This is a genomic window from Nibribacter ruber, from assembly GCF_009913235.1.
GTDB lineage: Bacteria > Bacteroidota > Bacteroidia > Cytophagales > Hymenobacteraceae > Nibribacter > Nibribacter ruber.
In genome coordinates this window covers 3,522,526-3,545,191 of record NZ_CP047897.1, presented here as the reverse complement: position 1 = coordinate 3,545,191, position 22,666 = coordinate 3,522,526, and the positions used below count along the sequence as shown (strand labels likewise).

Sequence of the window (22,666 nt, the reverse complement as noted above, 5' to 3'; positions counted from 1 at the left end):
TTCACCTTACATGAAAGTAGCTGTAGTAGGCGCCACCGGCCTAGTGGGTGGCGAAATGCTGAAGGTGTTGGCCGAGCGCCAATTTCCGGTTGATGAATTATTGTTAGTGGCCTCAGAGCGTTCTGTTGGCCAGAAGATGTCCTTTCAGGGCAAGGAATATACCGTGATTGGTATGGAAGACGCCATTGCGCAGAAACCAGCCATCGCCATTTTCTCTGCTGGTGGCAGTGTAAGCAAGGAAATGGCGCCTAAGTTCGCTGAAGTTGGTACCACCGTGGTAGACAACTCCTCAGCGTGGCGCATGGACCCTACTAAAAAGCTGGTAGTGCCCGAGATCAATGCTTCTGAACTGACGGCCTCTGATAAGATTATTGCCAACCCCAATTGCTCTACCATCCAGATGGTAGTGGCTTTGAACCACCTGCACAAGGCGCTTAAAATAAAACGCATAGTAGTGAGTACCTACCAATCGGTGACAGGAACTGGTAAAAAGGCGGTAGACCAACTCATGAATGAGCGCAATGGTAAAGACGGTGAAATGGCCTACGCCTACCAGATTGACCTGAACGTGATTCCGCAGATTGACGTCTTCACAGAGAACGGTTACACCAAGGAAGAAATGAAGATGATTCTAGAGACCAAGAAAATCATGGGCGACGACTCCATCCAGGTAACGGCCACCACGGTGCGCATCCCCGTGATTGGTGGTCACTCAGAGTCTGTGAACGTAGAGTTTGAGCGCGATTTCACCCTAGAGGAAGTGTACCGCATCTTGCAGGAAACTCCAGGCGTAGTGGTAGTGGATGACGTTGCCAACCAGCAATATCCAATGCCTTTGAACGCCCACGGCAAAGACGAAGTGTTTGTAGGCCGCATTAGAAGAGACGAGTCTCAGCCCAACACCTTGAACTTATGGATTGTAGCGGACAACCTCAGAAAAGGTGCTGCTACCAACGCCGTCCAAATCGCTGAATACTTAGTAGAGAACAAGCTGGTGTAAGTACTAGATTTAGATAAAAGAGAAAGGCTACCAATTGGTAGCCTTTCTCTTTTATGGAATTCGTTTTTGGGCTGTTTTCTGAAAAAGAGGCTAAAAACGGCTTTTCTATTAATGAAGCTGATAAGTGAGATGTATTAGCTCTACACTTACTGTATTCCCTAAATTGACTTTGGGTTAATAGCGTTAGTATATTTCTTCCTTTGGTAGATTAAGCCTTGCAAGTGCCATCATCTCCTTACCAATCCTTTTAATAGCCGGGTTGACAGAATTTGAGGTCACTAGGTGGTACTTTCCATTCATCAAGATTTCCAATTCCCAGTTTGAGCCATCTATTATTTCCTCCCTGTCCGACTTCTCCTCCCATATATTTAACTCATTCGCCAAAGCCTTCAGCCTTTCTAACTCTTCAGCGCTTATTTTATAGTTTCTCTGTTCAAATAAGTAGGGCCTCTCTGAACTGGCATAATCATTTACATCATCTAAATACACCTTAGAAACTGCATACTGCTCTACGTGGAAGAGCGTATCCTCAATATAAATTGGGAAGTTTTCTACCCTTAAAAGTATACCTGGGTGATGTGCCCTGCGCCAATTTAATCGAAAAACTACCCGGCCAGTATCGGAAACCTCTCGTAGATTTTCTTCATAATGCTTCCTTAGCCATTCCTCAGGTGGTAGTACATCTTTTGAAGTACCGTTTTCACTAGTAGGTGATTGGCCAATGGGTGGACCAACTGCTTCCTTGGGCTCATTCTTACAACCTATCGCCAAGAGAATCGATAGCATGACTAATAGTTTTTTCATTATCTACCCTACTTCGCATTCTTCCAAATCACCCGCAAATCCTTCACCTCTTTATCAAAATCAGGACACGTCTCATCTCCGTTGAAGCAGAGCAGGCTGCCTTCGCAGTCATAGACGGAGTTGATGGAGTTGACGCCGGGCTCGCAGCTGCCAATCACGAAGACGCTGTGGCCATTGTAGGTGCCTTGGCGTACCACCTGGCAGCGGTTGGACCGTTCCAATTCTTGCACCCGCTCGCGGAGCCATTTAATATTCTCTGTCGGTCTGGCTACGTCACAGGTACGTTTCACCTCCTCTAGTTCACAGGATGAAAAGGCAACCAAGAAGAGAAGGCAAAGCGTGTACAGGTGTTTCATAGCAAGGGGGTGTTTGCTTTATAGATACCCAAACCGGGCGGCAGGTTGCTTGCGCTCCCTAAATTCCGCAGGTTTTTCCCAAAGTACTTGCAAAAGCACAGACGTCCAAACCAAATCTCTCATTCCCCGAGGCAGGAAATGAAGAAAGCCGATTTTGGACTGTTTTACAGAAAACAGGCCAAAATCGGCTTGCCTAAATCAAGAGCGGCGCCTATTGGTACTGAATGTACAAAGGCACTGGGTTTAGCTTGAGCAGGTCTTTGGGGTCGTATAGTTTCCAGCCAGGCTTCTTGGTGTCATTCTTATAGAATATCTTGAAACCGGTGAACTGCACGGGCTCTTTCTTGATGTAGTCGTTGTAGGTGCTTTTCTTCAAGATGCGATCGCCCCAGCCGTCCATGTGCATGACCACCTGTACCTCTGGTCTAAGTTTGATGTTCTGGTAGTTGGTGACCATGCGCTGCGTGAAACGGTGTACCACCAAAATCTTAGGCGGCAGGTTGTAGCGCTTGGCTATGTCCGCCAGGACGCCGGTGGCGTAGTTGATCTCTGAGGCGTCCACGGTGCCCACGCGGCGGCCTGGGATGGAGCCGTTCTTCATGGCAAACTCGGGGTCAATGCCTAGGTGCACTTGCGGCAGTTTCAGCCATTTCTCCAGTCTAGGAATCTCTTCTTGCAGCGTGCTCTGCCCAATCTGAATGTCCAGGAACACAATGGCGTTGCGCTGCTTGGCCCAAGAGATGACAGAATCTGCCACGTGGTCGCTCATGCGCAGGCGGTACTTGCCGCCTTTGCCGGGCTGTCCCTGGGCGGTGACCACAATCACGTGCAAAGCGGGCTGAACGGGCGTGGCCGGGTCAACGGCTTCCCAGGTTTTCACTTCGCCGTCCAGCTTCTTGAGCATCTGCTGTACCGGAAGCTCTCCCAAAATGCCCATGCGCTTGGACATGGGGTTGCCGTAGTAGGCAATGATGCGTTTATGGGGCAGAATGGCCTTGGTGGCTAAATCAATAGAATCTGTCTTGGCTTTGGCGGTAAGAGAGTCGGCAACGGCTTTGGCAGAATCTGCGGCGGCCGCGGCGGCTAATTCTTTGTCTTGGCGGGCCGTTTCTTCGGCGGCTGCTTTGGAATTACAACTGGTAAGGGTGGCTCCCCAGAGAAAGGCTAGGGCAACGGCCCCTCCCAAATTCAACTTCATGGCCTGGTGTGACTTCATGTGAATAGATGCGGTAAGCTAAAGGTAAAGTAGAGTACGCTTTGAATCTGGAAGATACCAGTTTTTGACGGATGTACAGAGGCCCGCCGCCGGTTTTGTTTCTATAATTTTGTTTTTAGGCTGTTTTCTGGAAATCAGGCCAAAAACGAAGCAAATATCACGTTATGGCTATATTTAAACCGTTAATGCGAAGAAGTCCAGTTGAGGGAAATTTGTCACTTTCCCAAGGGAGCACACGTACCTGTTAAACGAAGCGGCCTGCAGATACCACCGCTGGCCAAATCCCGTTATAAATAAGACGGAGCATCCAGGATAGGCCGTCCATATAGGAAAGACGCTATCTTTACAGCACATTCGTACGGTTTGCGACCGCCATACAACCCAAGTACCCATGAAGAAACTCAATAGAGTCTTGTTAATTGACGACGACGAGATCACCAACTACATGAACCAGCGCGTCTTAAACAAAGCAGAGATTGCCGAGCAGATTGACGTGGTCTTGAACGGAGAGGCCGCCCTGGAGTACCTGACCGGCGCCGAGCACGCCAATGCCACTCTGCCCCTGGACCTGATTCTGGTAGACATTAAAATGTCTGTGATGGACGGCTTTGACTTTCTTACCCAGTACCAGGAGCTTCCTGACCACCATAAAGCCAAGAAAGTGTTTACGCTCTCCTCCTCGGCCAGCTTCTATGACCTGGAGCGGCTGAAGGAATTCCCAGACGTAGCAGGCTTTCTGTCTAAGCCCTTAACGCAGGCAGACGCCATGCACCTGGTCACAGAGCATTTCAGTTAAAACAAAAGAAGGAGGCCATGACAGCCTCCTTCTTCGTTTTTAGCCTGTTTTCTGGGAATCAGCCCGAAAACGGTTGATGCAAAATCTATTCTCTGCCTCTGCGCTCAGGAGCTTTGATCACAAAATCCTGCGTGGTTTTAGAACCGTTCGCTTCTACCTCTACCGTGTATTTGCCAGGCTTCAGGTACAGGCTTTTGTTAGAAGCGGGCGTTACTTTCACGGCCTCGCCGCCTTTACGGCCTTCGTTTAAAGCTTGCTCATAGGCGGTTTGGTTGGCAGGCTCCACGGTCAGGTCATAGCCCACGTAGTTTAAGCCTTTCTCCGCCTGGTCGGTTACTTGCTTCAGCACCTGGCCTTTGTCGGTTTTGATTCTGATGGTGGCCGTGCCGGCATTGCTCACATAGTAAGGAACGGTCAGGTTGGGCGTAAACGTGTATCCGTAGGTGCCAAACTTCTCGCCCCAACGCTCAGAATACTGCGGCGCCGTCAAGGCAAACATATGCACCGCTTTGGCTTGAATCTCAGAGGTCAACTGCTGCAAATGCGCAATGTTACCAATATACAGGGAGCGCCCGTGCGTGCCCACCACCAGGTCATTCTCTCTTGGATGGATAGCCAAATCATGCACCGATACCGACGGCAAATCATCACCGCCCAAGGCCTGGAAGGTCTGGCCTTTGTCTAATGACACGTACAAGCCGTTGTCTGAGCCTACAAACAGCAAATTAGGGTTCTTAGGGTCTTCCTTGATGACGTTCAATGGCTCCTTAGGCAGGTTCTTGCCCAGTTGCTTCCAGTTCTTGCCGTAGTCCGTAGAGACGTACAGGTACGGCGTGAAGTCATCCCAACGGTAGCCGTTCAAGGTAGCGTAGACAGTACCTTCGTTCTCATTACTCGCCGAGATGCCACTCACCCACATGTTCTTGGGCAGCTTGTCTGAGATCTTGGTCCAGGTATAGCCACCATCGCGGCTCACGTGGATTAGTCCGTCATCAGAACCGGTGTACAGCAACCCGAAGCGCAAGGGAGACTCCTCAATCACGGTCAAGGTGCCATAGCCCACGTCACCCGCTCTTCCGCCGTTGGTCAGGTCCCCCGACAGGGCTTCCATGTTCTCGCCTTTGTTCAAAGAACGGTGGAATTTGTTCGACCCGAAGTACAGTACATCCTGATTATGGCGTGACAACAGGATAGGGCTTTCCCAGTTAAAGCGCAACGGGCGCTCACCTAGCTTGTGCTTAGGCTGAATGGGCAAACGCTGACCAGTAGCCTTGTTCAGTCTGAAGTACGCGCCATATTGGGAGCCCGTGTAGACCGTGTTGTTGTCTCTGTAGTCTACCTGCACCATCATGCCATCGCCGCCGCCCAAACGCTGGTACGGGTACCGGCCGTTCTCGGTCCAGGCATTGCTGGCGGTGTAGGTGCTGGGTCCGCCCCAAACGCCGTTGTCCTGCAAGCCGCCGTACACGTTGTAAGGCGTGGCCATGTCTACGGTCACCGAATAGAACTGCCCTACCGCGTGCGAATTGGCCTTGAACCAGGTCTTGCCATCGTCATAGGTGATGTTGATGCCGCCGTCATTGCCGCTCACCAAATGGCCGGGCTTGGTAGGGCTCACCCATAAATCCTGGTGGTCTGAGTGCACGTTGTCGCCTTCAATGTTCTTCCAGGTTTTACCCGCGTCTTCAGACTTGAGCAAGGGCACACCCAAGATGTACACATGGTCTGGGTTGATGGGTGACACTCTGATGACGCCAAAATAGTAGCCGTAGGTATAGTACAGGTCGTCAATGTAGCCCTCGTGGGTTTTCTTCCAGGTAAGGCCGGCATCGTCTGAGCGGTACACTTGCGCGCCCGTCACCGGGGTTTCAATCATGACAGAGTTGGCATCTACCAAGAAATCTGACAAAGCCACGGGTCTAATCTTATCTGTGCGCACTAACTCCTTGACAGAGCGGGCGGTATAAGTTCTCGGGAAGTTGTTGTCGTCTAAGAAGGTGTTAATGGTGGCGTCATCCAGCTTTAAAAAGTCTTCTTTGCTGAAGTCCTTGAACTGCTCCTTGCGCAGTTTGTTGGTGTTGCTGGCCACAGCTGGTTTCACGTCTTTGCGCAGTTCCTGGTTGTCAATGCTGGCGTAGATGATTTTGGGATTGCTTGGGAAAACGGTGAGGCCAATACGACCGACGCCTTCGCCGGTAGGCAAACCGCCTTCTACTTTCTGCCAGGTGTCGCCGCCGTTGGTGCTTTTGTACACGCCAGAGCCACTGCCACTCTCCACGAAGTTCCAGGCGCGGCGCTCGCGGTGCCACAAGCTAGCGTACAAGTTATTTGGATTAGATGGATCAATGACCATATCCACGGCGCCGGTGTTGTCGTTGCCACCCTTCAGGACGTGCTTCCAGGTGTTGCCGCCATCAGTAGTCTTGAAGATGCCGCGCTCCTGGTTAGGCGAGTACAAATGGCCTACTGCCGCAACCCAAGCCGTGTTAGGGTCATTTGGGTTTAGGATGATACGACCAATGTGATGGGTTTCTGGGAGGCCTTTGTGCTGCCAGGTTTTTCCGCCGTCTGTGCTTTTGTAAATACCCACGCCAGAATAAGACGAGCGGCTGGAGTTACTCTCGCCGGTGCCTACCCAGATGGTGTTGTTCTTCCAGTCCACGGCAATGTCACCAATGGTCATCACGGCTTCGCGGTCAAACAGGGGCTCAAAGGAGATACCGTTGTTGGTGGTGTGCCACAAGCCGCCAGAGGCGTAGGCCACGTAGAAATTAGTGGGGTCTGTAGGCGATACGTCCAAGTCTACCACGCGGCCGCTCATGACCGTGGGGCCCACGTTGCGGAACGCGATGTTGCCGGCCAGGGAGTTCTGCTGCAGCTTCAGGCGCTGCTGGTAGCCTTCTAAGCGCTCTTTTGCCGGGGTGAAGGCAGGCTGTTTTTCTTTGTTTTTCTGGGCGATGGTGGGTAGGCTCAAAAGGCCCAGCATCATCAACGGGAAGAGTGGTTTGCGTAGCATCATGCCTTATGCGAAGACGATTGTCTTTTGTTGGTTAGGTGGAGTTAGGATGCTTGAAAATAGAGGAAAACCGGCAGTTAACGAAATCTGCTCCAGCGCTTTCTAAAAGAAAAGCCGTTTTTGGCCTGTTTTCCCGGAAACAGGCCAAAAACGGCTATAGATTGTCCTACATACTAGAGGTTACTTGGGCACGGCGTTTACGGCAGCGGGTGGGTTTTCATGCAACTCACTGTGCCTGATCAAGCCCCCCGTCACTCCTGCCCAGGCCATGATGCCAAAGGCTGCCACGGACACCAGCAAGGTAATGACTGCCCAGGTTCTGGGTTTCTTGTAGCGGGCACTGCGGCGGTGGTTGCTTGACGTGGTGAGCAGCCCCATGAGAGCGGCACTACCGGCGGCGGCCATTACCCAAAGACCTAGCTCACCGGCTTCTTCGTGGGCTGCAATGTCATCATGGCGTACCCCCGGAAGATCCTCCACCACTTTCTCAGCGGCCTCGCCGGTAAAATAAGCGGGCATGGTCAGGACAGACACCACTAAAATAGTGGTCATGCCGGCCTTGAGCACCGACACGCTTTTCGTTATAAACCCCGACCCTAACAGCAGCACGCCAAACAGCGCGCCCAGAATAGGCATATGATTTAACAGCAGATGGTAGTGTGCGTCATTCATGCAAAACCAGCAAAGAAACAGGAAAGAGAGAGGGGGGACCCAATTCTACAAATAAATAGCGGGATTCCTATATTTTTCACCTATTACTTTTCCAAAACCTGCTGCCGGCCCTTATGCTTAAAACGAGTTGCTGGCTCTGTACTTCTGAGCGTTGGCCGGTGAGAGCGTCTCTGCAAATTTGAGCAAAGCCTGTCGGGTGAGCGCCGTATTTTCAAACATGCCCATGTGCCCCACGTGCCCCAGAAAGTAGGTCATGCTGTTCTCAGGCAAATGGCATTGCTGCAAGGTGGCTTCTAGCGGCACGGCGGGGTCTTCTTTGCCTGCCATGAAAAAGACGGGAATGGACGTGGTTTTGAGGACTTCGGTGCGGTCTTTTCTGTCGCGCATGGCCTGCAGACAGCCCGTGATGGTTTCTTGCGGCGTGGCTTTGCCAATGGCTTGCATCTTCTCAATGGCCGGCTGGCAGGACACTCGGTTGCTCTCCGCGAACAAGGGCCCTACAAACGTCTCCATGAACTTGTCCACGCCGTGTTTCTGGATGAACTCCACGGTTTTGTTGCGGTTGTCTTTCTTCTCCTCAGTGTCTGCCAACGCGCTGGAATGGAACAGACACAAACCGTACAATAGCTCTGGAAACAGCTCGGCCACGGCCAGACTCACATAACCACCCATGGAATGCCCCACCAGCAGACACTTCTCTACGCCCAGCGCTTTTAAGGTTTCCTGCACCTGACGTGCCTGCGCTTCCATGGAATAGTCTGAAGGCAGCGGGCTTTCACCGTGGCCGGGCAGGTCTAGCGTAATGATTTGGAATTCATGCAAAAGCGGCTTCACGAAATCGGTCCAGACGTCTTTGCTTTCACAGAAGCCGTGCAAGAAAACTAGTGTAGGACCGGTACCGGTTTGGGTATGGGCAAGTAAGTGGGTTGTCATAAGGAATTTCGATTTTGACCTGTTTTACGGGAAACACGCAAAAAACGAAAAAACTTATTTACCAGCCACCTCCTGCCCTGCTGTTTCTGGGGAGGAAAGTTGCGCTTCTTGCAACGCCTTGGTCTTCTTCTTGATGCTGGTATTGGCCATTAACAGCGTGATGATGGCCACGATGGGCCACTTCTCCAGCACCTCTATGTGGGAAAGCACCTCTGCCCCCGTGACGCTTCCGCCAGCCAGCACCTTCTTGATAGGCTCATACAAATCAATGACCGTGTAGATGAGCAGCACCAACAGCAGAGATTTACCAATGATGATGAGCTTCTCTTGTAAAGGTAATGTGAGGACTTCTGGTCGTGTTGGGCTAGTCATTGGGTGAAGGTACAAATATTTTCTGGACGCCGATTTTGGCTTGTTTTGCTGGAAACAGGCTAAAAACGCACGCAGCGCCTAGACTGCAACCAGTAAGACTTTTGAAACCACTTTCAAAACTAGTAAAGGCATTCTAGCTCCCCCCTTTTGTTATCCTGGAAGGATCTTGTGGGCAAGCTGTAATGGCATTTATTCAAACGCTTATTTAGCTCGCTACCAAGATCCTTTCAGGATGACACGGGGAGAAAAGACGAACAGAAGAGAAGATGCTACAGGTAGAAATGAGTCATGAATGAGAAGTGATGAAACGTTTTTAGCCAATTTTCCCTAAAACAGGCCAAAAACGAAAAGGCCTCACAAGTTTTAAAACCTGCGAGGCCTCCCTCTAACCTATTCTAATTTAGCTTACACTCTTACCGTCACACCCATCAATTCACGCACGGTGCGTTCAATGCCTTCAGGGTCGAAGCCGCATAAGCGGTGCAGTTCCATTTGGGAACCGTGCTCTATAATCATGTCAGGTATACCCAGGCGTTTCACCTGCGCATTGTAGCCATGATCAGCCATGAACTCCAGGATGGCACTGCCAAAGCCGCCTTGCAAGCAGCCGTCCTCTACGGTTACTACTTTGTCATAGGTCTGGAAGATGTGGTGCAGCAGTTGTTCATCCAGTGGCTTGCAGAAGCGCATGTCATAGTGCCCCGGGCGCAGACCGTCCAGTTTCATGTTTTTACACACGTCTACTACATAATTGCCAATGTGCCCGATGGTCAAGACGGCTACTTCCTCTCCTTCTTGAATGGTGCGGCCTTTGCCTACTTCTATCAGTTCCAGCGGTGTGCGCCATTCAGGCATAACGCCTTCGCCGCGTGGGTAGCGGATGGTAAATGGTCCCATTCCGTCCTGGCTGGCCGTGAACATGAGGTTACGAAGTTCCTGCTCGTTCATAGGAGAAGATACTACCATGTTAGGCAGACAGCGCATGTAGGCAATGTCATAAGAACCATGGTGCGTCTGGCCGTCGGCGCCAGCAAAACCGGCCCTGTCTAGCGTGAAGACCACGTGCAGGTTCTGCAAACACACATCATGCACTACTTGGTCATAGCCGCGTTGCATGAAGCTGGAATAGATGTTACAGAACGGCACCATGCCCTGCGTAGCCAATCCCGCCGAGAAAGTCACCGCATGTTGCTCGGCAATGCCCACGTCAATGGCGCGGTCTGGCATGGCGGCCATCATGATGTTCATAGAAGAACCACTGGGCATAGCCGGCGTCACGCCCATGATTTTGGGGTTCTGCTCGGCCATCTCCAACAGCGTGTGCCCAAACACATCCTGGTACTTAGGCGGCTGCGGCGTGGTGTGGTGTACTTTGTAGATTTCGCCGGTAAGTTTGTCAAATAAACCGGGCGCATGCCACTTCGTCTGCTCTTTCTCTGCTAAAGCAAAGCCCTTGCCTTTGACGGTCACACAGTGAAGTATTTTAGGTCCGGGAATCTTCTTCAGGTCTTGCAAGACGCTGGCCAGATGATTGACATCATGCCCGTCAATTGGTCCAAAGTACCGGAACTTGAGGCTTTCAAACAGATTGCTCTGCTTCAATAAAGTAGCTTTGATGCCGCTTTCTACCTTAGAGGCAATCTGCTGGGCATTTGGGCCGAACTTGCTGATTTTGCCCAGGATGTTCCAAAGCTCGTCACGCACTTTGTTATAGGTGCGAGACGTGGTTATATCGGTTAAATATTCTTTGAGCGCGCCCACGTTGGGGTCAATGCTCATACAGTTGTCGTTCAAAACTACCAGCAGGTCAGCATCTGAGGCGCCGCCGTGGTTGAGGGCTTCAAAAGCCATACCGGCCGTCATGGAACCATCGCCAATCACGGCAATATGATGACGGTCAAACTCTTTCTTAATCTGGGAAGCCACGGCCATACCCAGCGCCGCCGAAATAGAGGTACTGGAGTGGCCTACGCCAAAGGCGTCATACTCGCTTTCCTTGCGCTTCGGGAAACCCGAGATGCCGTTGAGCTTGCGGTTGGTGTGAAAAACGTCTCTTCTGCCGGTCAGGATTTTGTGGCCGTAGGCCTGGTGCCCCACGTCCCAGACCAGTTGGTCATAGGGCGTATTGAACACATAATGCAGGGCCACGGTCATTTCCACCACGCCTAAGCTAGCGCCAAAGTGGCCTCCGTAGATAGACACATTATCAATGATGAACTGTCGCAGCTCCTGGCAGACCTGTAACAACTGGTCCTCAGACAGCTTCCGCAAATCGGCGGGCGAGTCAATCTTGGACAGTAATTCTCCGGGTTCAATGATCATATGTCTTCTACTTAGCAAAATCTAAACCAATGAGGCATCCAAAAGTTATGGATTCCCCAAAAAATGTAAAAATAGCAAAAAATATTATCCCTGCCGCCAGGCAACTGCGCTGGTTCTTTTACCTCTACGAAAATTCAGCGGTTTTGAACAAAGCGCCAGGCCTGCTGCCACGCAAAAGGCAGCGTGTACAATACCAATGGAAAGACGGGCACCGTGTACCTGGACACGCCCACCGGCCCCGTAAGCCCCGCCACCAACAAGATGATGCCCAGCAGCAAGACACGCTCTGCCAACGCCACTTGCCTATTGAAGGCATACAAAACCAAGGCCGCCAGCTTTACTAGGTTGGCCAGCACCAAGGTTCCCAACGCCAGCAGGAAAAAGAAATTGTACTCCCTGAGATATGCCCAGAGTCCAGCGTAGCCTTCGGTCTGTAGGTGGCTGCTCAAACCGGGGCCCTGCTTGCCATCCACCCCAAAAAAATGCACCAAATCATAACGGCCCGGGTCCAGAAAAAAATGCACCATGCCCAGGAGGTGGTTTTGCGCATACGTGACTGGTGATTGAAGGAGTACTTGCAGGCTGGCATTCCGGAGGAATTTCTGCCGCTCTGCAAAGGAAGGTTGCTTGTTTGCCTGCGCCTCCAGGCTGGCCAAGGCGCTATCTGCATACGCATAGCCATGCTCCTTTTCCCAAACCCCAAACGCGTTGTATTGCCGCAGGTTAATTTCTTGAATGCTGGAAAAATGAAAGTAGCCCGTGCGCTGCTGGTTGTATGCCTGGTAGCCAAAAGCCACGACCAGTGGCAAAATGGCATACACCAATAAGAGCACCTTCTTCTGCTGAACAGCTTTAAAGATACCCCAAATCAGAAACAGAAAGGTAAAGGGATAAAACAAGGGCTTAGTGAGCATGGCGGCTATTAAAAACAAGGCCACACACAGCACCCACTTCGTCTGTCTCTCTTCCCAATACATCCGCATCACTACAAAGAACCCTAGCACCAGCGCCTGCACCAGTATTTCAGACATGACCATGTTGGCATAGATGATCTGCGCCGGGTACAGTACCACGGCCACTAACAAGAGCACTGGAAACTTCCGCTGCAAAGCACTGGCCAACCACAGCCGCTGCACCGTGTACAAGGTAGCCAGACTCAAAACCGCCTGCGCCAGCAGCACACCCCAGATGCTGCCCGTCACCATCTGCCAAAGCAAGATAAACAGCGGGTATACCGGCGGACGCAGCGTGAAGCCTTCCAGAATGAAGGGTTGTTTCCAGACAGCACTGTAGATTTCTCCGTGCTCATGCAGGTTTTGGGCCACGTTCAGGTACTGCTGGGAATCGGTGAGGCGGTAGGCCTGGTGGTGCAGTTGCCAGAGAAAGCCCGCTGCGTGCAAGAGCATCAAGGCCCACCACGCCCAGGCATGGGAGCGGTTCTTCACCACTAAGAAAGAAGCAGAGGTTTTAGGCACGGCAACGGCAGGATAAGGAACCAGAAAGCAAGGTAGCCAGAATTGGGCAGTCTCCGGTTTTCTCAGGCATACTTCTTTTTTTTGCCTAATTTTAGGTCTTGAAGCCTCAGAAGCAAGGGCTTTCCTGGACGGGAGGGCCTCGTTTTTGGCCTGTTTCCCAGAAAACAGCCCAAAAACGGCCGCCCCGGGAGAAAAGCCTTCGGGCAGTTGGCTGCTTCTAGAGGAACTTTCACCGTAAGACGTAGCAGAAAAGAATTCGTGAGTTTCGAGATAAAATTATCACTGTTTGAGGGCCCTTTTGACTTATTGCTGTTCTTTATTGAACGCGATGAGCTGGACATTCATGACATTCCCATCTCGCAGATCACCAATGACTTTGTGGGCTACATACGCCAGCTGGAGACCATGAACATGGAAGTGGCCAGTGAGTTCATCCTCACGGCCGCCACGCTCATGCGCATCAAGGCTAAGATGCTGTTGCCGCGTTTTGAGAAAGACGAGCAGGGCAATGAGATTGACCCGCGCCAGGAACTGGTCCAGCACCTCTTGGAATACAAGCGCTACAAAGAAGTTCTTGGTGAATTAAGCTTGTTGGAGGACGTGCGCCTGCAACAGGAGCGCCGCGGCAATACCGACGAGGAACTAGGCAAGATTGCCGCCAAGCATCAGCTGGAGTACGAACTTAAGGACCTGAACCTCTACCACCTCATGCAGTCTTTCCATAAGGCCATGCAGCGGTATGAGGAAGAGCAGAACCGGCCCAAGCACACGGTTTACACCTATCCCTACACCATAGACCAGCAACGTACCTACATCAAGCACCGGGTGAGCGCCCAGGGCGTGGTGCAGTTCACAGACCTGCTGGAGGCCTTTCCAGACAAGATTGGCCTTATTTTTAACTTTCTGGCGATTTTAGATTTGCTCCAGCTCAATGAGATTGGTCTGGAGATTGGCGACGGATTCAACAACTTCCGCATTGTGCCTTATTCTGAAACCCAGCACCTGACCGTTTCTGACACCAATGGATCTGAATAGAAAGAAACTCCTCTCCTACTTCACGCCGCAGCGCATTCTCATACCCGTGGTCATTGGCTTGAGCGTGATTGGCTACATGTTTTACCGCGACAGCGCTCAGATGGACTTTACGCCCCTCTACAACGCCAAGCCGTTCTGGTTGGTCATGACCTTTGTGGTGCTGGTGGTGCGGGACTTCGGGTATATTTACCGCATTAGGTACGTGACGGAGAAATTCTTGAGCTGGCGAAAAAGCGTGGACGTGATCATGCTCTGGGAGTTTGCCTCCTGCGTGATGCCCTCTGTGGTGGGCGGTTCTACCGTGGCGGCCTTTATTTTGAACAAGGAAGGTCTGAGCCTGGGCAAGTCACTGGCCTATGTGATGGTGACGGCCATGCTGGACAACCTGTACTTCATTGTGGCCGTGCCGCTGGTGTTTTTGATCACTGCCGGTGACATCTTCCCCGAGGTTTCTGCCATGGAGTTCTCGGTGACGCAAAGCCTGGAGATTGCCTTCATCATCAGTTACCTACTCATTGCCTTCTATGCGTTCTTGATGGCGTATGGCCTCCTCATCAACCCGAAGGCCGTGAAACGTATTTTCCTGCGCGCTACGTCTTTCAAATTCACGCGCCGCTGGAGACCGGGCGCCTACAAGCACGGCAATGAACTGGTATGGGCCTCGCAGCACCTGAAGGGCAGCACGGTCAGTTACTGGGTGAACGCCGCGTTGAGCACCGCCTTTGTCTGGACCGCCCGCTACTTTGTCATCAACTGCCTCATTGCCGCCTTCACAGACATAGGGTTCCATGACCACGTGCTCATCTTCTCCAGAAACATGGTCTACAAGATTGTGCTATTGGTAGCCGTGACGCCGGGTGGTGCCGGTATAGCCGAAGTGGCCTTTCCTACGTTCTTCGGGCAGTTTTTGGGCAGGTTCACTACGGTAATTGTATTGCTGTACCGCATGGTGACGTATTATCTGTACCTGATTCTGGGTTCTTTCTTTCTACCCCGCTGGGTGTTGCGCGTCTTTGGCGAGCATCCGCAGGATGACGAGGACGAAGCCTAACCCGTTTCTTTCGTTTTTGGCCTGTTTTGATGAAAACAGGCCAAAAACGCTCCTTTCTTTTGGCGGCATCGGCTAGGCTTCTTCTGGCCATTCACTTTCTTTTCCGGTCATGGGCAAGACTATTTTAGGGCTTTCTTAAAAGCGTTGTGTAGCGCGCTCTTTTCATGGCAGGGATGGGGCATGGCTTCTTTCAAGGCTGTTAGATTTGGGTGCGGGTGCTGACCCAATCTGCGTAGGCGCGTTTTTCTTTTTGATGGGATAGGTTTGCCGTAGGCAGATAGACAAAGCTCAATTTCTTACGTATCCAAAGAGGGTGTACTTCCTAACGCCCTCCTGTTCAGAGTCTTTGTCATCCAAACTTATTACCATGGAAACTTCAGTAAACAGATCAAATGCTCCCACCCAGCGAATAGGCATCCGGTACGGCGTGCTTTCTGCGGTGGCCATGATTGTCTATTTCATCATCATTAACATGATTGGGCAGCAAGACGAAGAAGTGCTTCGGTTTGCAAGCAACCTCTTTATCATAGGGGCGGTGGTGATGGCTATTCGGTCGCTCAAGAAAAGCTATGAAAACCGCAACAGACAAACTCCTTACCTACCCGGTCTGGCCATTGGCTTTCTGGTGGGCTTGGTGGGGTCTGTGATTTATGCAGCGTTCATATTGTTCTATGGCATGATTCTGCAGCCCGAAGCGGCCGGCGGCCTAGTTGAGCAAACCTACTACGGCATTCACTTGCCACTCATGATGGTGGTTGCCTCCATTGTGCTTCTGGGCACTATAGTAGGAGCCATGTCGGGGTATGTGCTTATGATGGCCTTTGACAATTCAGGCGGAAGGTATCGCTAAGGAAATTATTATCTATTTGGCTTCTGGGTCCGTTTTTGGGCCGTTTCCTATAAAACAGGCTAAAAACGGCAGTTTCTACCGCATAGTATCTTAAAAGCCTACTGCAGGGAGCTGGTATGTCTCCCTGCAGTAGGCTTTGCTTTCTTCTCTTCTAACCCGTCAGAGTGCTTAGTACGCCGCTTTGGTGAGGTTCTGCTGATGTGGCTTTCCTCTGGGCACTTGCAAAGACAAGGTCATTTTCACTTCCTCGGCAGATTCCAGGGGCTCCCAGTTGGGCATTTTCCGGGCTGCTTTCAAGACGGCGCTGTCCACGTCACTTCGTACAGACTGCAGTATCTCAAAGTCTGTCAACGTGCCGTCTGGCTTTACTACAAAAGAAAAAACCACCGCCCCTGAGAGGTGCGCTTTCCGGGCGGGTAGCGGCATCACGAAGTTTCTGTACAGGAAGTCTTCCAACACCTGATCGCCCCCGGGATACTTGGCCAAAGCCTTTACCAATTCGCCGGCTTCTCCTTTGCCGTAGTTCTTCACCCCGGCCTCAATGCGTACCGGGAGTTTGTTTTCCTTGGGCGGAATGGGGCAGGAATAGCCGTCGCTGTAGGCGCAATATGGGTTGTAGGCTTTGTTGAAATCTACCCACACGCTGTCTGCTCCCATGGGAATGCTGAAGTCCAGGTACCGGCCGGTAGCGTAGGTCTCTTGCCCGGTGGTGGCGTCTGTGAACGGTATGAACAGGTAATTGGCATACTGCACCTGTTTCATCAACTCCTGGTTCTGGTAGGCGTTGAGTTGCAGCTTCTGGCCGTTCAGGTTAAAGTGCAGCTCGCCGTACTTGACGTATTCTGGCGTGCGTGCGCCGGTGGTGGGCATCTTGAAAACGCCTTCGTTGGCGGTGCGCACAAATTTGGCTTTCACGCGGTAGGCCTCCTTCACCGGGAAATACTCCAAGGCTTGGAAGGTGTCCTTGGCTTCTGGCGTAAGCGGCGATTTTTCACCGTACTTAAAGACGCTGTCCTCTTGGGCGCGGTGTTTTAAGATTTCTTGATGGTAGGTAGAGGATGTTTGCGCTTGTACCCAGAACGGCAGAAGCACCAATAGTAGCAGGGGGAAATATCTTTTCATAAAAACGCTTTTGGAACCTATCCAAAGTTACAAAATCAATAGTCATCTGCCCTCTTGCGTTTTTGGCCTCTTTTCACTAAACCAGCCTAAAAACGGCAAGGCGCAAAATAAAAGCCTGACACGTTAGCGTCAGGCTTTTATTTATTTGTTCCTAATCATATAGGGGATGTTGTATTGCACACTCACTGGTTTGCCGTCTATTCTGCCGGGTTTCCAACGAGGCATTAAGGCTATGACCCTCATGGCTTCCTGGTTTAGGCTACTCGTGAGGCCCTTTACAACTTTCATATCGGTAACCTTGCCAGTGGCGTCTATCACTATTGAAATCACTAACGCGCCGTTTACTTCCCTTCTCATGACGTCACTGGGCATCCTGAAATTGGATTGCAGAAACTTGAACATGGCTGCCTGTCCGCCCGGAAACTCTGGCATTTGCTCTATCCTGTCTGTATAAACCACGCCGGGCGAAGAAGGTGGCAGCAGATGCTCCTTTCTGAGAATGTACTCCAACGCACGCTCTTTGGTGACAAAGGAAGAACTTGGGTGAAGGGCTTCGGCATGGTAGACAAAGTCATAGGTGCTTATCTTGGGATTCTCTCTTTCTGTGTAGGTGCTAATGACCTCATCATTAAAAACTCCATGTATGACTCCTTGCTTGAGTACACCTTCTTCAAAGAGTTCTCTAAACACAGGTTTTCCATTTTTCTGAGTAGCCTTCCATTGACCAATTCTCTTGCCTTCTTTCCAGTTACCGGTAATGTTTACTGTAAAGTCTATGCCTCTTATCTGAGCCCGCATCTTGGAGTACCAAGGACCCGTACCATCCTTCACCAGTTGTTGCCCGGTAGTATCATAGAAAGCGAGTACCTTAAAGTCTCCATTATCCAGGTATTCAACGGTCTGCCAAGGCTTGCCCGAGGCGTAATAGTATTCCCATATACCCACAGGCTTGTCTTTCAGGAAAATGCCGCGCTGCTCTAATTTCTTGTTGGAGTAACTGGTTTGGAAGGCTCCGTCTTTGCCCGCCTCTAAGTAATTCACTTGCAGTAGCGGTGTGCCGTTGGCGTAAAAATCAGTGACCTTGCCCATGAATTTCTGCCGAACGGTGTCCAAGCTACCCACTCGTATAAAAGATGCCTTCTCTTTGACGGTCACCTGCCATTCCTGGTCATAGAAAACAGTGACCGGCACTACATGCGGATTTACTTCCTGGGCAAAAGCTTTACTGCCAAGCAAAAGCAGCAACGCAAGCGCCCACACAAAACGAAGATTCATGATAGGATATAATTTTGAATAGATAGCTTAAAGATAGCAAGGCTTTCTCGTTTTTGGCCATTTTCCCCGAAAACAGCCCAAAAACGGCGGGCACAAAAAAACGCCTGACACGTGAGCATCAGGCGTTTTTGGGTTATTTTCCAGAAAACAGACTAGAAACGCTCGTCGGCAGAGAAGAAGAAGTCTCCTTCAATCTGGGCGTTCTCATCAGAGTCAGAACCGTGCACGGCGTTGGCCTCTACAGACTTGGCATATTGCTTTCTGATGGTTCCTTCCTCAGCCTGCGCTGGGTTGGTGGCGCCAATCAACGTACGGAAATCCAACACGGCGTTGTCTTTCTCCAGAATCATAGCCACGATTGGGCCAGAGCTCATGTATTTTACCAGGTCGCCGTAGAACGGACGCTCCTTGTGCACCTCGTAGAATTTACCGGCACGCTCCTCAGTCAGGCGCGTCTTTTTCATGGCCACAACTCTAAAGCCAGCCTCTTCCATCATTTTAGTGATACCGCCAATGTGGTTGTCCTGCACGGCATCTGGTTTGATCATGGTGAACGTTACGTTTCCAGCCATTTTTCTTATTGTTTAACAGTGATTGACTTATTGAGCTGCAAAATTAGCACAAATTGCTAAAAGATGGTGCTCTGCCAGAAAATACCCCGGCCGGGCCGCCTGTTTCCCTTGCCCATTTATTTGGTTTGTACTTTTATTCTTCTGAATTTTGCAGCTTATACCCGCACTTTTTCTGACGCGGGTGGAGCGTATACAATGCAGCAAATCAACGAGCTACAAGAGCTTCTGCGAACACCCAGGAAGATCATGATCACCACGCACCATAAACCGGATGCGGATGCGCTTGGATCTTCTTTAGGGCTGGCAGGCTATCTTAAAAAAAAGGGTCACCAGGTAACGGTGATCACCCCCACGGACTACCCCTCTTTCCTGAACTGGATGAGCGGCAACGAGGAGGTTCTTATTTACAGCCATCGCACAGACGCACAGGCCCAGGCCATCATTCAGGAAGCCGATGTGCTCTTCTGTCTGGACTTCAGCGCCCTAAGTCGCATCAATGAGCTGGGTGGCTACATACGGCAGGCCAAAGGCACCCGCGTGCTCATTGACCACCACCTGGAGCCAGAGCCCTTCGCCGAGATCATGTTCTCCAACACCAGCGCCGCGGCCACCGCAGAACTGGTTTATGAATTGATCAGAGACCTAGGCGATGAAGACCTCATTGACAATGCCATTGGCGAGTGCCTGTACGCGGGCATCATGACCGACACAGGCTCTTTCAGGCACGCCAGCACTACGCGCAACGTGCACTTGATCATAGCAGATCTGTTGCACAAGGGCGTAGACATCTGCAAGGTGCACCGCAACATCTATGACAGCTACTCAGAAAGCCGCCTGCGCTTTTTGGGCTATGTGCTCAAAGACAAGCTAACGGTGGTGCGGGAATACAACACCGCCTTTATTGCCGTTACCTCTGAAGAATTGAAACAATACAACTCGCAGACCGGTGACACCGAAGGCCTGGTGAACTTTGCGCTTTCCATTGAGGGCGTGCGCTTTGCCGCCTTGTTCATTGACCGCACAGAGGCCGTGAAAATCTCCTTCCGGTCAGTGGGCGACATCTCTGTGAACGAGTTTGCCAGAAGCCACTTTAGCGGCGGCGGCCATAAGAACGCTTCGGGCGGAATTTCTTATCTTTCGCTGGAAGAAACCGTGGAGAAGTTCAAGAGCCTGTTGCCGCTCTACACAGAACAATTAGCCAAGTAACAAACCAAACAAGATCTATTATACTTTTAAACCAATGTTGAAAAAATCAATCTATTTGCTGCCTGCACTGGCAGTGACCCTTTTTGCCCCTTCGTGCAAGAACATGGGCAATGATTCCTTTCAGAAAACGGCCTCTGGCTTAGAATATAAACTGTATGCCGCAGGCAAAGACGGTGAGTATGACGTGAAAGACGTTGCCAAGGTAGATTCTACCAAACTAGGCAAAGTGATGACCTTTGAGATGGAGTACCGCACCGAGAAAGACTCTTTGCTGTATAGCACCAAAGACAACGCCATGCCTGTTCAGATCAAGCTGGTAGAGACGCCTAACAAAGGCAGCATTGAAGAAGCATTCTTAATGCTGGACAAAGGTGACAGCGCCGTGTTCAAAATCAACGCAGACACCTTGTTCGCCAAAACCTTCAAGGCTCCTCTTCCTCCGTTCATCAAAAAAGGAAGCTTCCTGACGTTCTTTGTAAAGGCCACCAACCTGCAGACAGAACAAGAGGCCATGGCAGACTATCCTAAGTTGATGGAACGCCAGCAGAAGGCCATGGAAGAGAAAGCCGCCAAGCAGGCTCCTCTGGATGACAAAATGATCCAGGAATACCTAAAGAAAAACAACCTGACGGCGCAGAAGACGGCCAACGGTGTGTATTACATCATCACGCAGCCAGGCACCGGTGCCAACGCTTCTGTGGGTAACACCGTGAGCGTGCAGTACAAAGGCACTTTGTTGAACGGCAAAGAGTTTGACTCTTCTGCCAAGTCTAATGGCGGCAACCCTATTGAGTTCCCACTAGGCCAAGGCCAAGTGATCAAGGGCTGGGAAGAAGGCATTCAGCAGTTCAACAAAGGCAGCAAGGGTATCTTGTTGATTCCTTCGCCAATGGGCTACGGAGCCATGGCCCGCGGCGCCGACATGCCGGCCAACTCTATCCTGCGTTTTGACATTGAGATAGTAGACATCAAGAACACGCCTGCGGCCCCTGCCGGTCCGGCAGTACCAGGTTTATAATGCATACGACTATGCAACAGTTGGTAAGAAAAAGCGTGCTGTGGCAGTTAGTGTTGGCTATCTGTCTCCTTACAACCTCAGCGGGCTGCAAGGATGACAAAGTAAACCCATATGACAACTTTGACGCAGTGGCGCAAGCCGAAAAAGAAGACAAGGCAATCAAGGCGTATTTAGAAGGCTTTCTTAATCTAACCCCCGCTGATTACACCCGCACGGCTTCTGGTTTGTACTACGTGGTAAAAACTCCTGGCACCGGCGAAAAGCCCGTGAAAGGCCAGCAGGTGGAGATGCACTACGTGGGCAAGTTTGTAAGCGACGGCCAAAAGTTTGATTCATCTTATGACCGGGCGCAGACCTTCAAGTTTACGTTGGGCCAGGGAAGAGTCATCAAAGGCTGGGAAGAAGGTGTTCTATTAATGAGCAGAGGCGAAAAAGCGCAGTTGATTATACCTTCACAATTAGGGTACGGCCGTTATGGTTACGGTGCCGTCCCTGGCAATACGCCCATCATGTTTGATGTAGAATTAATCGATTTCTAATCAAACCACTTTCACTTAAAAAAAGAGGCCGCCTACAGTAGGTGGCCTCTTTTTTTTATGCGTTTGCTACTTCAGTTTGACTTTCTCCTTTGTAATTGATTGGGCAAGGTTTACAGCGGGTCCATGAGGGCAACCTCCTACCTTCTCCTGATTGATGGAAATTCTCACCAGAGCAGTGGTTTCTTTGTTTTTGGCCTATTTCTCAGAAAACAGCCCAAAAACGATGCCCATGGGCAAGTACCTACCATTAGAAACCAGTGGCTTATTCTACGCTCAGCACTTCAGAAAGCACTGCCAGAGACTTAATCTCGCCTAGCTGTTCCACGTGCAATTGAAAGTATTGTACCAGCAACTGTAACAGCTCCCGCCGGGCGCGGCCATTTGGTATGTGCGCGGCCATTCCGTGGTGGAGCAGTTCGGTGAGGTATGGTTCCAGGCGCTGTAGTTGCATCACGCTATTTCCCAGCATGGCAGACCCGCCCGCCTCAAAGGCCACCTGACTGATCACCTCCTCAGCCGAAGAGACGCCAAACCCCAGATAGCCCGCCAACTGCAACAAAAAGGCCAGATGGAAGTTCTCAAACCCGTCCTTGGCCTCGTCAAAGGCAATGATGGATTCATGCAGGAACTCAAACAAGGCGCGGTTCTCTTCTTCTTCCCGCACGGTGCGGGCCACCATCTCAGACAAGAACATGAGTATGCTACTCTTCCTGATGTCATAGGGCACTGAGGAGAACGGATGATTGCACTTGTATTCTGAGATGCGCGTCAAGCCTCCCTTGGTCGAAGGGTACACCACCATGTCCAGCAGCGTGAACGGTTGAAACAAGGCAATGCGGGAGGCGCTCCCTTTCTTGCGCACACTGTTCACTATGTAGCTTTGCAGGCCCAGTTCCTCTGTGTAAATGCGCACAATGATGGAGGATTCCTTGAACTTGATGAAGTTTAAAACAATGCCCCGGGTCTTTATCAACATGTGGTAGGCGGTATAGAATCTAAACTGCGTTTGGGTTGGTTGTCAGGTTTCTGTTTTCTG

General features: G+C 51.0%; 21 protein-coding genes. 8 read left to right on the top strand and 13 right to left on the bottom strand.

The window, feature by feature from the left end; all coding sequences use genetic code 11:
• Positions 1-10: 10 nt before the first annotated feature.
• On the top strand, positions 11-1,000 hold the full coding sequence (locus GU926_RS14890; RefSeq protein ID WP_160693263.1) for an aspartate-semialdehyde dehydrogenase: 990 nt from the start codon (positions 11-13) through the stop codon (positions 998-1,000).
• 183 nt (positions 1,001-1,183) lie between these two features.
• On the opposite strand, the gene GU926_RS14885 is transcribed toward GU926_RS14890, so the two are convergent.
• The 3 genes from GU926_RS14885 to GU926_RS14875 all read right to left on the bottom strand — a co-directional run bounded on the left by GU926_RS14885 (position 1,184) and on the right by GU926_RS14875 (position 3,376).
• The gene (locus GU926_RS14885; RefSeq protein ID WP_160693261.1) at positions 1,184-1,804 is read right to left on the bottom strand and encodes a hypothetical protein; all 621 of its coding nucleotides are present in this window, start codon (positions 1,802-1,804) and stop codon (positions 1,184-1,186) included.
• Between the two features lie 8 nt (positions 1,805-1,812).
• On the bottom strand, positions 1,813-2,160 hold the full coding sequence (locus tag GU926_RS14880; protein ID WP_160693259.1) for a DUF6970 domain-containing protein: 348 nt from the start codon (positions 2,158-2,160) through the stop codon (positions 1,813-1,815).
• Between the two features lie 211 nt (positions 2,161-2,371).
• Complete coding sequence (locus GU926_RS14875; RefSeq protein WP_232058349.1) at positions 2,372-3,376, bottom strand: hypothetical protein; 1,005 nt, start codon at positions 3,374-3,376, stop codon at positions 2,372-2,374.
• Between the two features lie 391 nt (positions 3,377-3,767).
• On the opposite strand from GU926_RS14875, the gene GU926_RS14870 reads away from it, so the two are divergent.
• Complete coding sequence (locus tag GU926_RS14870; protein WP_160693257.1) at positions 3,768-4,172, top strand: response regulator; 405 nt, start codon at positions 3,768-3,770, stop codon at positions 4,170-4,172.
• An 85-nt stretch (positions 4,173-4,257) separates the two neighbouring features.
• Here GU926_RS14870 and GU926_RS14865 read toward each other — a convergent pair whose 3' ends face one another.
• From GU926_RS14865 to GU926_RS14840, 6 genes are all read right to left on the bottom strand, one after another.
• On the bottom strand, positions 4,258-7,191 hold the full coding sequence (locus tag GU926_RS14865; protein WP_160693255.1) for a VPS10 domain-containing protein: 2,934 nt from the start codon (positions 7,189-7,191) through the stop codon (positions 4,258-4,260).
• Positions 7,192-7,368: 177 nt separating this feature from the next.
• Positions 7,369-7,860, bottom strand: coding sequence for a hypothetical protein (locus GU926_RS14860; RefSeq protein ID WP_160693253.1), 492 nt, complete (start codon positions 7,858-7,860; stop codon positions 7,369-7,371).
• A gap of 117 nt (positions 7,861-7,977) precedes the next feature.
• Positions 7,978-8,793 (bottom strand): alpha/beta fold hydrolase, encoded by an 816-nt coding sequence (locus GU926_RS14855; protein WP_160693251.1) that lies wholly within the window; start codon positions 8,791-8,793, stop codon positions 7,978-7,980.
• A gap of 54 nt (positions 8,794-8,847) precedes the next feature.
• Positions 8,848-9,165 carry a hypothetical protein gene (locus tag GU926_RS14850; RefSeq protein WP_160693249.1) on the bottom strand — a complete coding sequence of 106 codons (318 nt, stop codon included), beginning with the start codon at positions 9,163-9,165 and terminating at the stop codon, positions 8,848-8,850.
• Positions 9,166-9,570: 405 nt separating this feature from the next.
• The gene (gene dxs, locus GU926_RS14845; RefSeq protein ID WP_160693247.1) at positions 9,571-11,487 is read right to left on the bottom strand and encodes a 1-deoxy-D-xylulose-5-phosphate synthase; all 1,917 of its coding nucleotides are present in this window, start codon (positions 11,485-11,487) and stop codon (positions 9,571-9,573) included.
• Positions 11,488-11,621: 134 nt separating this feature from the next.
• Complete coding sequence (locus GU926_RS14840) at positions 11,622-12,962, bottom strand: hypothetical protein (protein ID WP_160693245.1); 1,341 nt, start codon at positions 12,960-12,962, stop codon at positions 11,622-11,624.
• Positions 12,963-13,220: 258 nt separating this feature from the next.
• On the opposite strand from GU926_RS14840, the gene GU926_RS14835 reads away from it, so the two are divergent.
• From GU926_RS14835 to GU926_RS14825, 3 genes are all read left to right on the top strand, one after another.
• Positions 13,221-13,997, top strand: a complete 777-nt coding sequence (locus GU926_RS14835) for a segregation and condensation protein A (RefSeq protein ID WP_198001424.1) — start codon at positions 13,221-13,223, stop codon at positions 13,995-13,997.
• On the top strand, positions 13,984-15,048 hold the full coding sequence (locus GU926_RS14830) for a lysylphosphatidylglycerol synthase transmembrane domain-containing protein (protein ID WP_160693243.1): 1,065 nt from the start codon (positions 13,984-13,986) through the stop codon (positions 15,046-15,048). Before GU926_RS14835 ends, GU926_RS14830 begins: the two co-directional genes overlap by 14 nt.
• Positions 15,049-15,415: 367 nt before the next feature.
• A complete protein-coding gene (locus GU926_RS14825) occupies positions 15,416-15,898 on the top strand; it encodes a DUF4199 domain-containing protein (RefSeq protein ID WP_160693241.1) in 483 nt (160 codons plus the stop codon).
• A 168-nt stretch (positions 15,899-16,066) separates the two neighbouring features.
• Here the strand turns inward: GU926_RS14825 and GU926_RS14820 are convergent, their stop codons facing one another.
• The 3 genes from GU926_RS14820 to GU926_RS14810 form a co-directional block, all read right to left on the bottom strand.
• Positions 16,067-17,020: a TonB family protein gene (locus tag GU926_RS14820; protein WP_160693239.1), complete on the bottom strand. Its 954-nt coding sequence runs from the start codon at positions 17,018-17,020 to the stop codon at positions 16,067-16,069.
• 141 nt (positions 17,021-17,161) lie between these two features.
• Positions 17,162-18,295, bottom strand: coding sequence for an energy transducer TonB (locus GU926_RS14815; RefSeq protein ID WP_160693237.1), 1,134 nt, complete (start codon positions 18,293-18,295; stop codon positions 17,162-17,164).
• Positions 18,296-18,447: 152 nt separating this feature from the next.
• Positions 18,448-18,867 carry a nucleoside-diphosphate kinase gene (locus tag GU926_RS14810; protein ID WP_160693235.1) on the bottom strand — a complete coding sequence of 140 codons (420 nt, stop codon included), beginning with the start codon at positions 18,865-18,867 and terminating at the stop codon, positions 18,448-18,450.
• 195 nt (positions 18,868-19,062) lie between these two features.
• Between GU926_RS14810 and GU926_RS14805 the strand changes: the two genes are divergently transcribed.
• Genes GU926_RS14805 through GU926_RS14795 form a run of 3 tightly spaced genes read left to right on the top strand, consistent with a single transcriptional unit; the run spans position 19,063 to position 21,630 of the window.
• Positions 19,063-20,073, top strand: coding sequence for a DHH family phosphoesterase (locus GU926_RS14805; RefSeq protein ID WP_160693233.1), 1,011 nt, complete (start codon positions 19,063-19,065; stop codon positions 20,071-20,073).
• A gap of 34 nt (positions 20,074-20,107) precedes the next feature.
• On the top strand, positions 20,108-21,091 hold the full coding sequence (locus GU926_RS14800; protein ID WP_160693231.1) for an FKBP-type peptidyl-prolyl cis-trans isomerase: 984 nt from the start codon (positions 20,108-20,110) through the stop codon (positions 21,089-21,091).
• An 11-nt stretch (positions 21,092-21,102) separates the two neighbouring features.
• Positions 21,103-21,630: an FKBP-type peptidyl-prolyl cis-trans isomerase gene (locus GU926_RS14795; protein WP_160693229.1), complete on the top strand. Its 528-nt coding sequence runs from the start codon at positions 21,103-21,105 to the stop codon at positions 21,628-21,630.
• Between the two features lie 262 nt (positions 21,631-21,892).
• On the opposite strand, the gene recO is transcribed toward GU926_RS14795, so the two are convergent.
• Positions 21,893-22,606, bottom strand: a complete 714-nt coding sequence (recO, locus tag GU926_RS14790; RefSeq protein WP_160693227.1) for a DNA repair protein RecO — start codon at positions 22,604-22,606, stop codon at positions 21,893-21,895.
• Between the last annotated feature and the right edge of the window lie 60 nt (positions 22,607-22,666).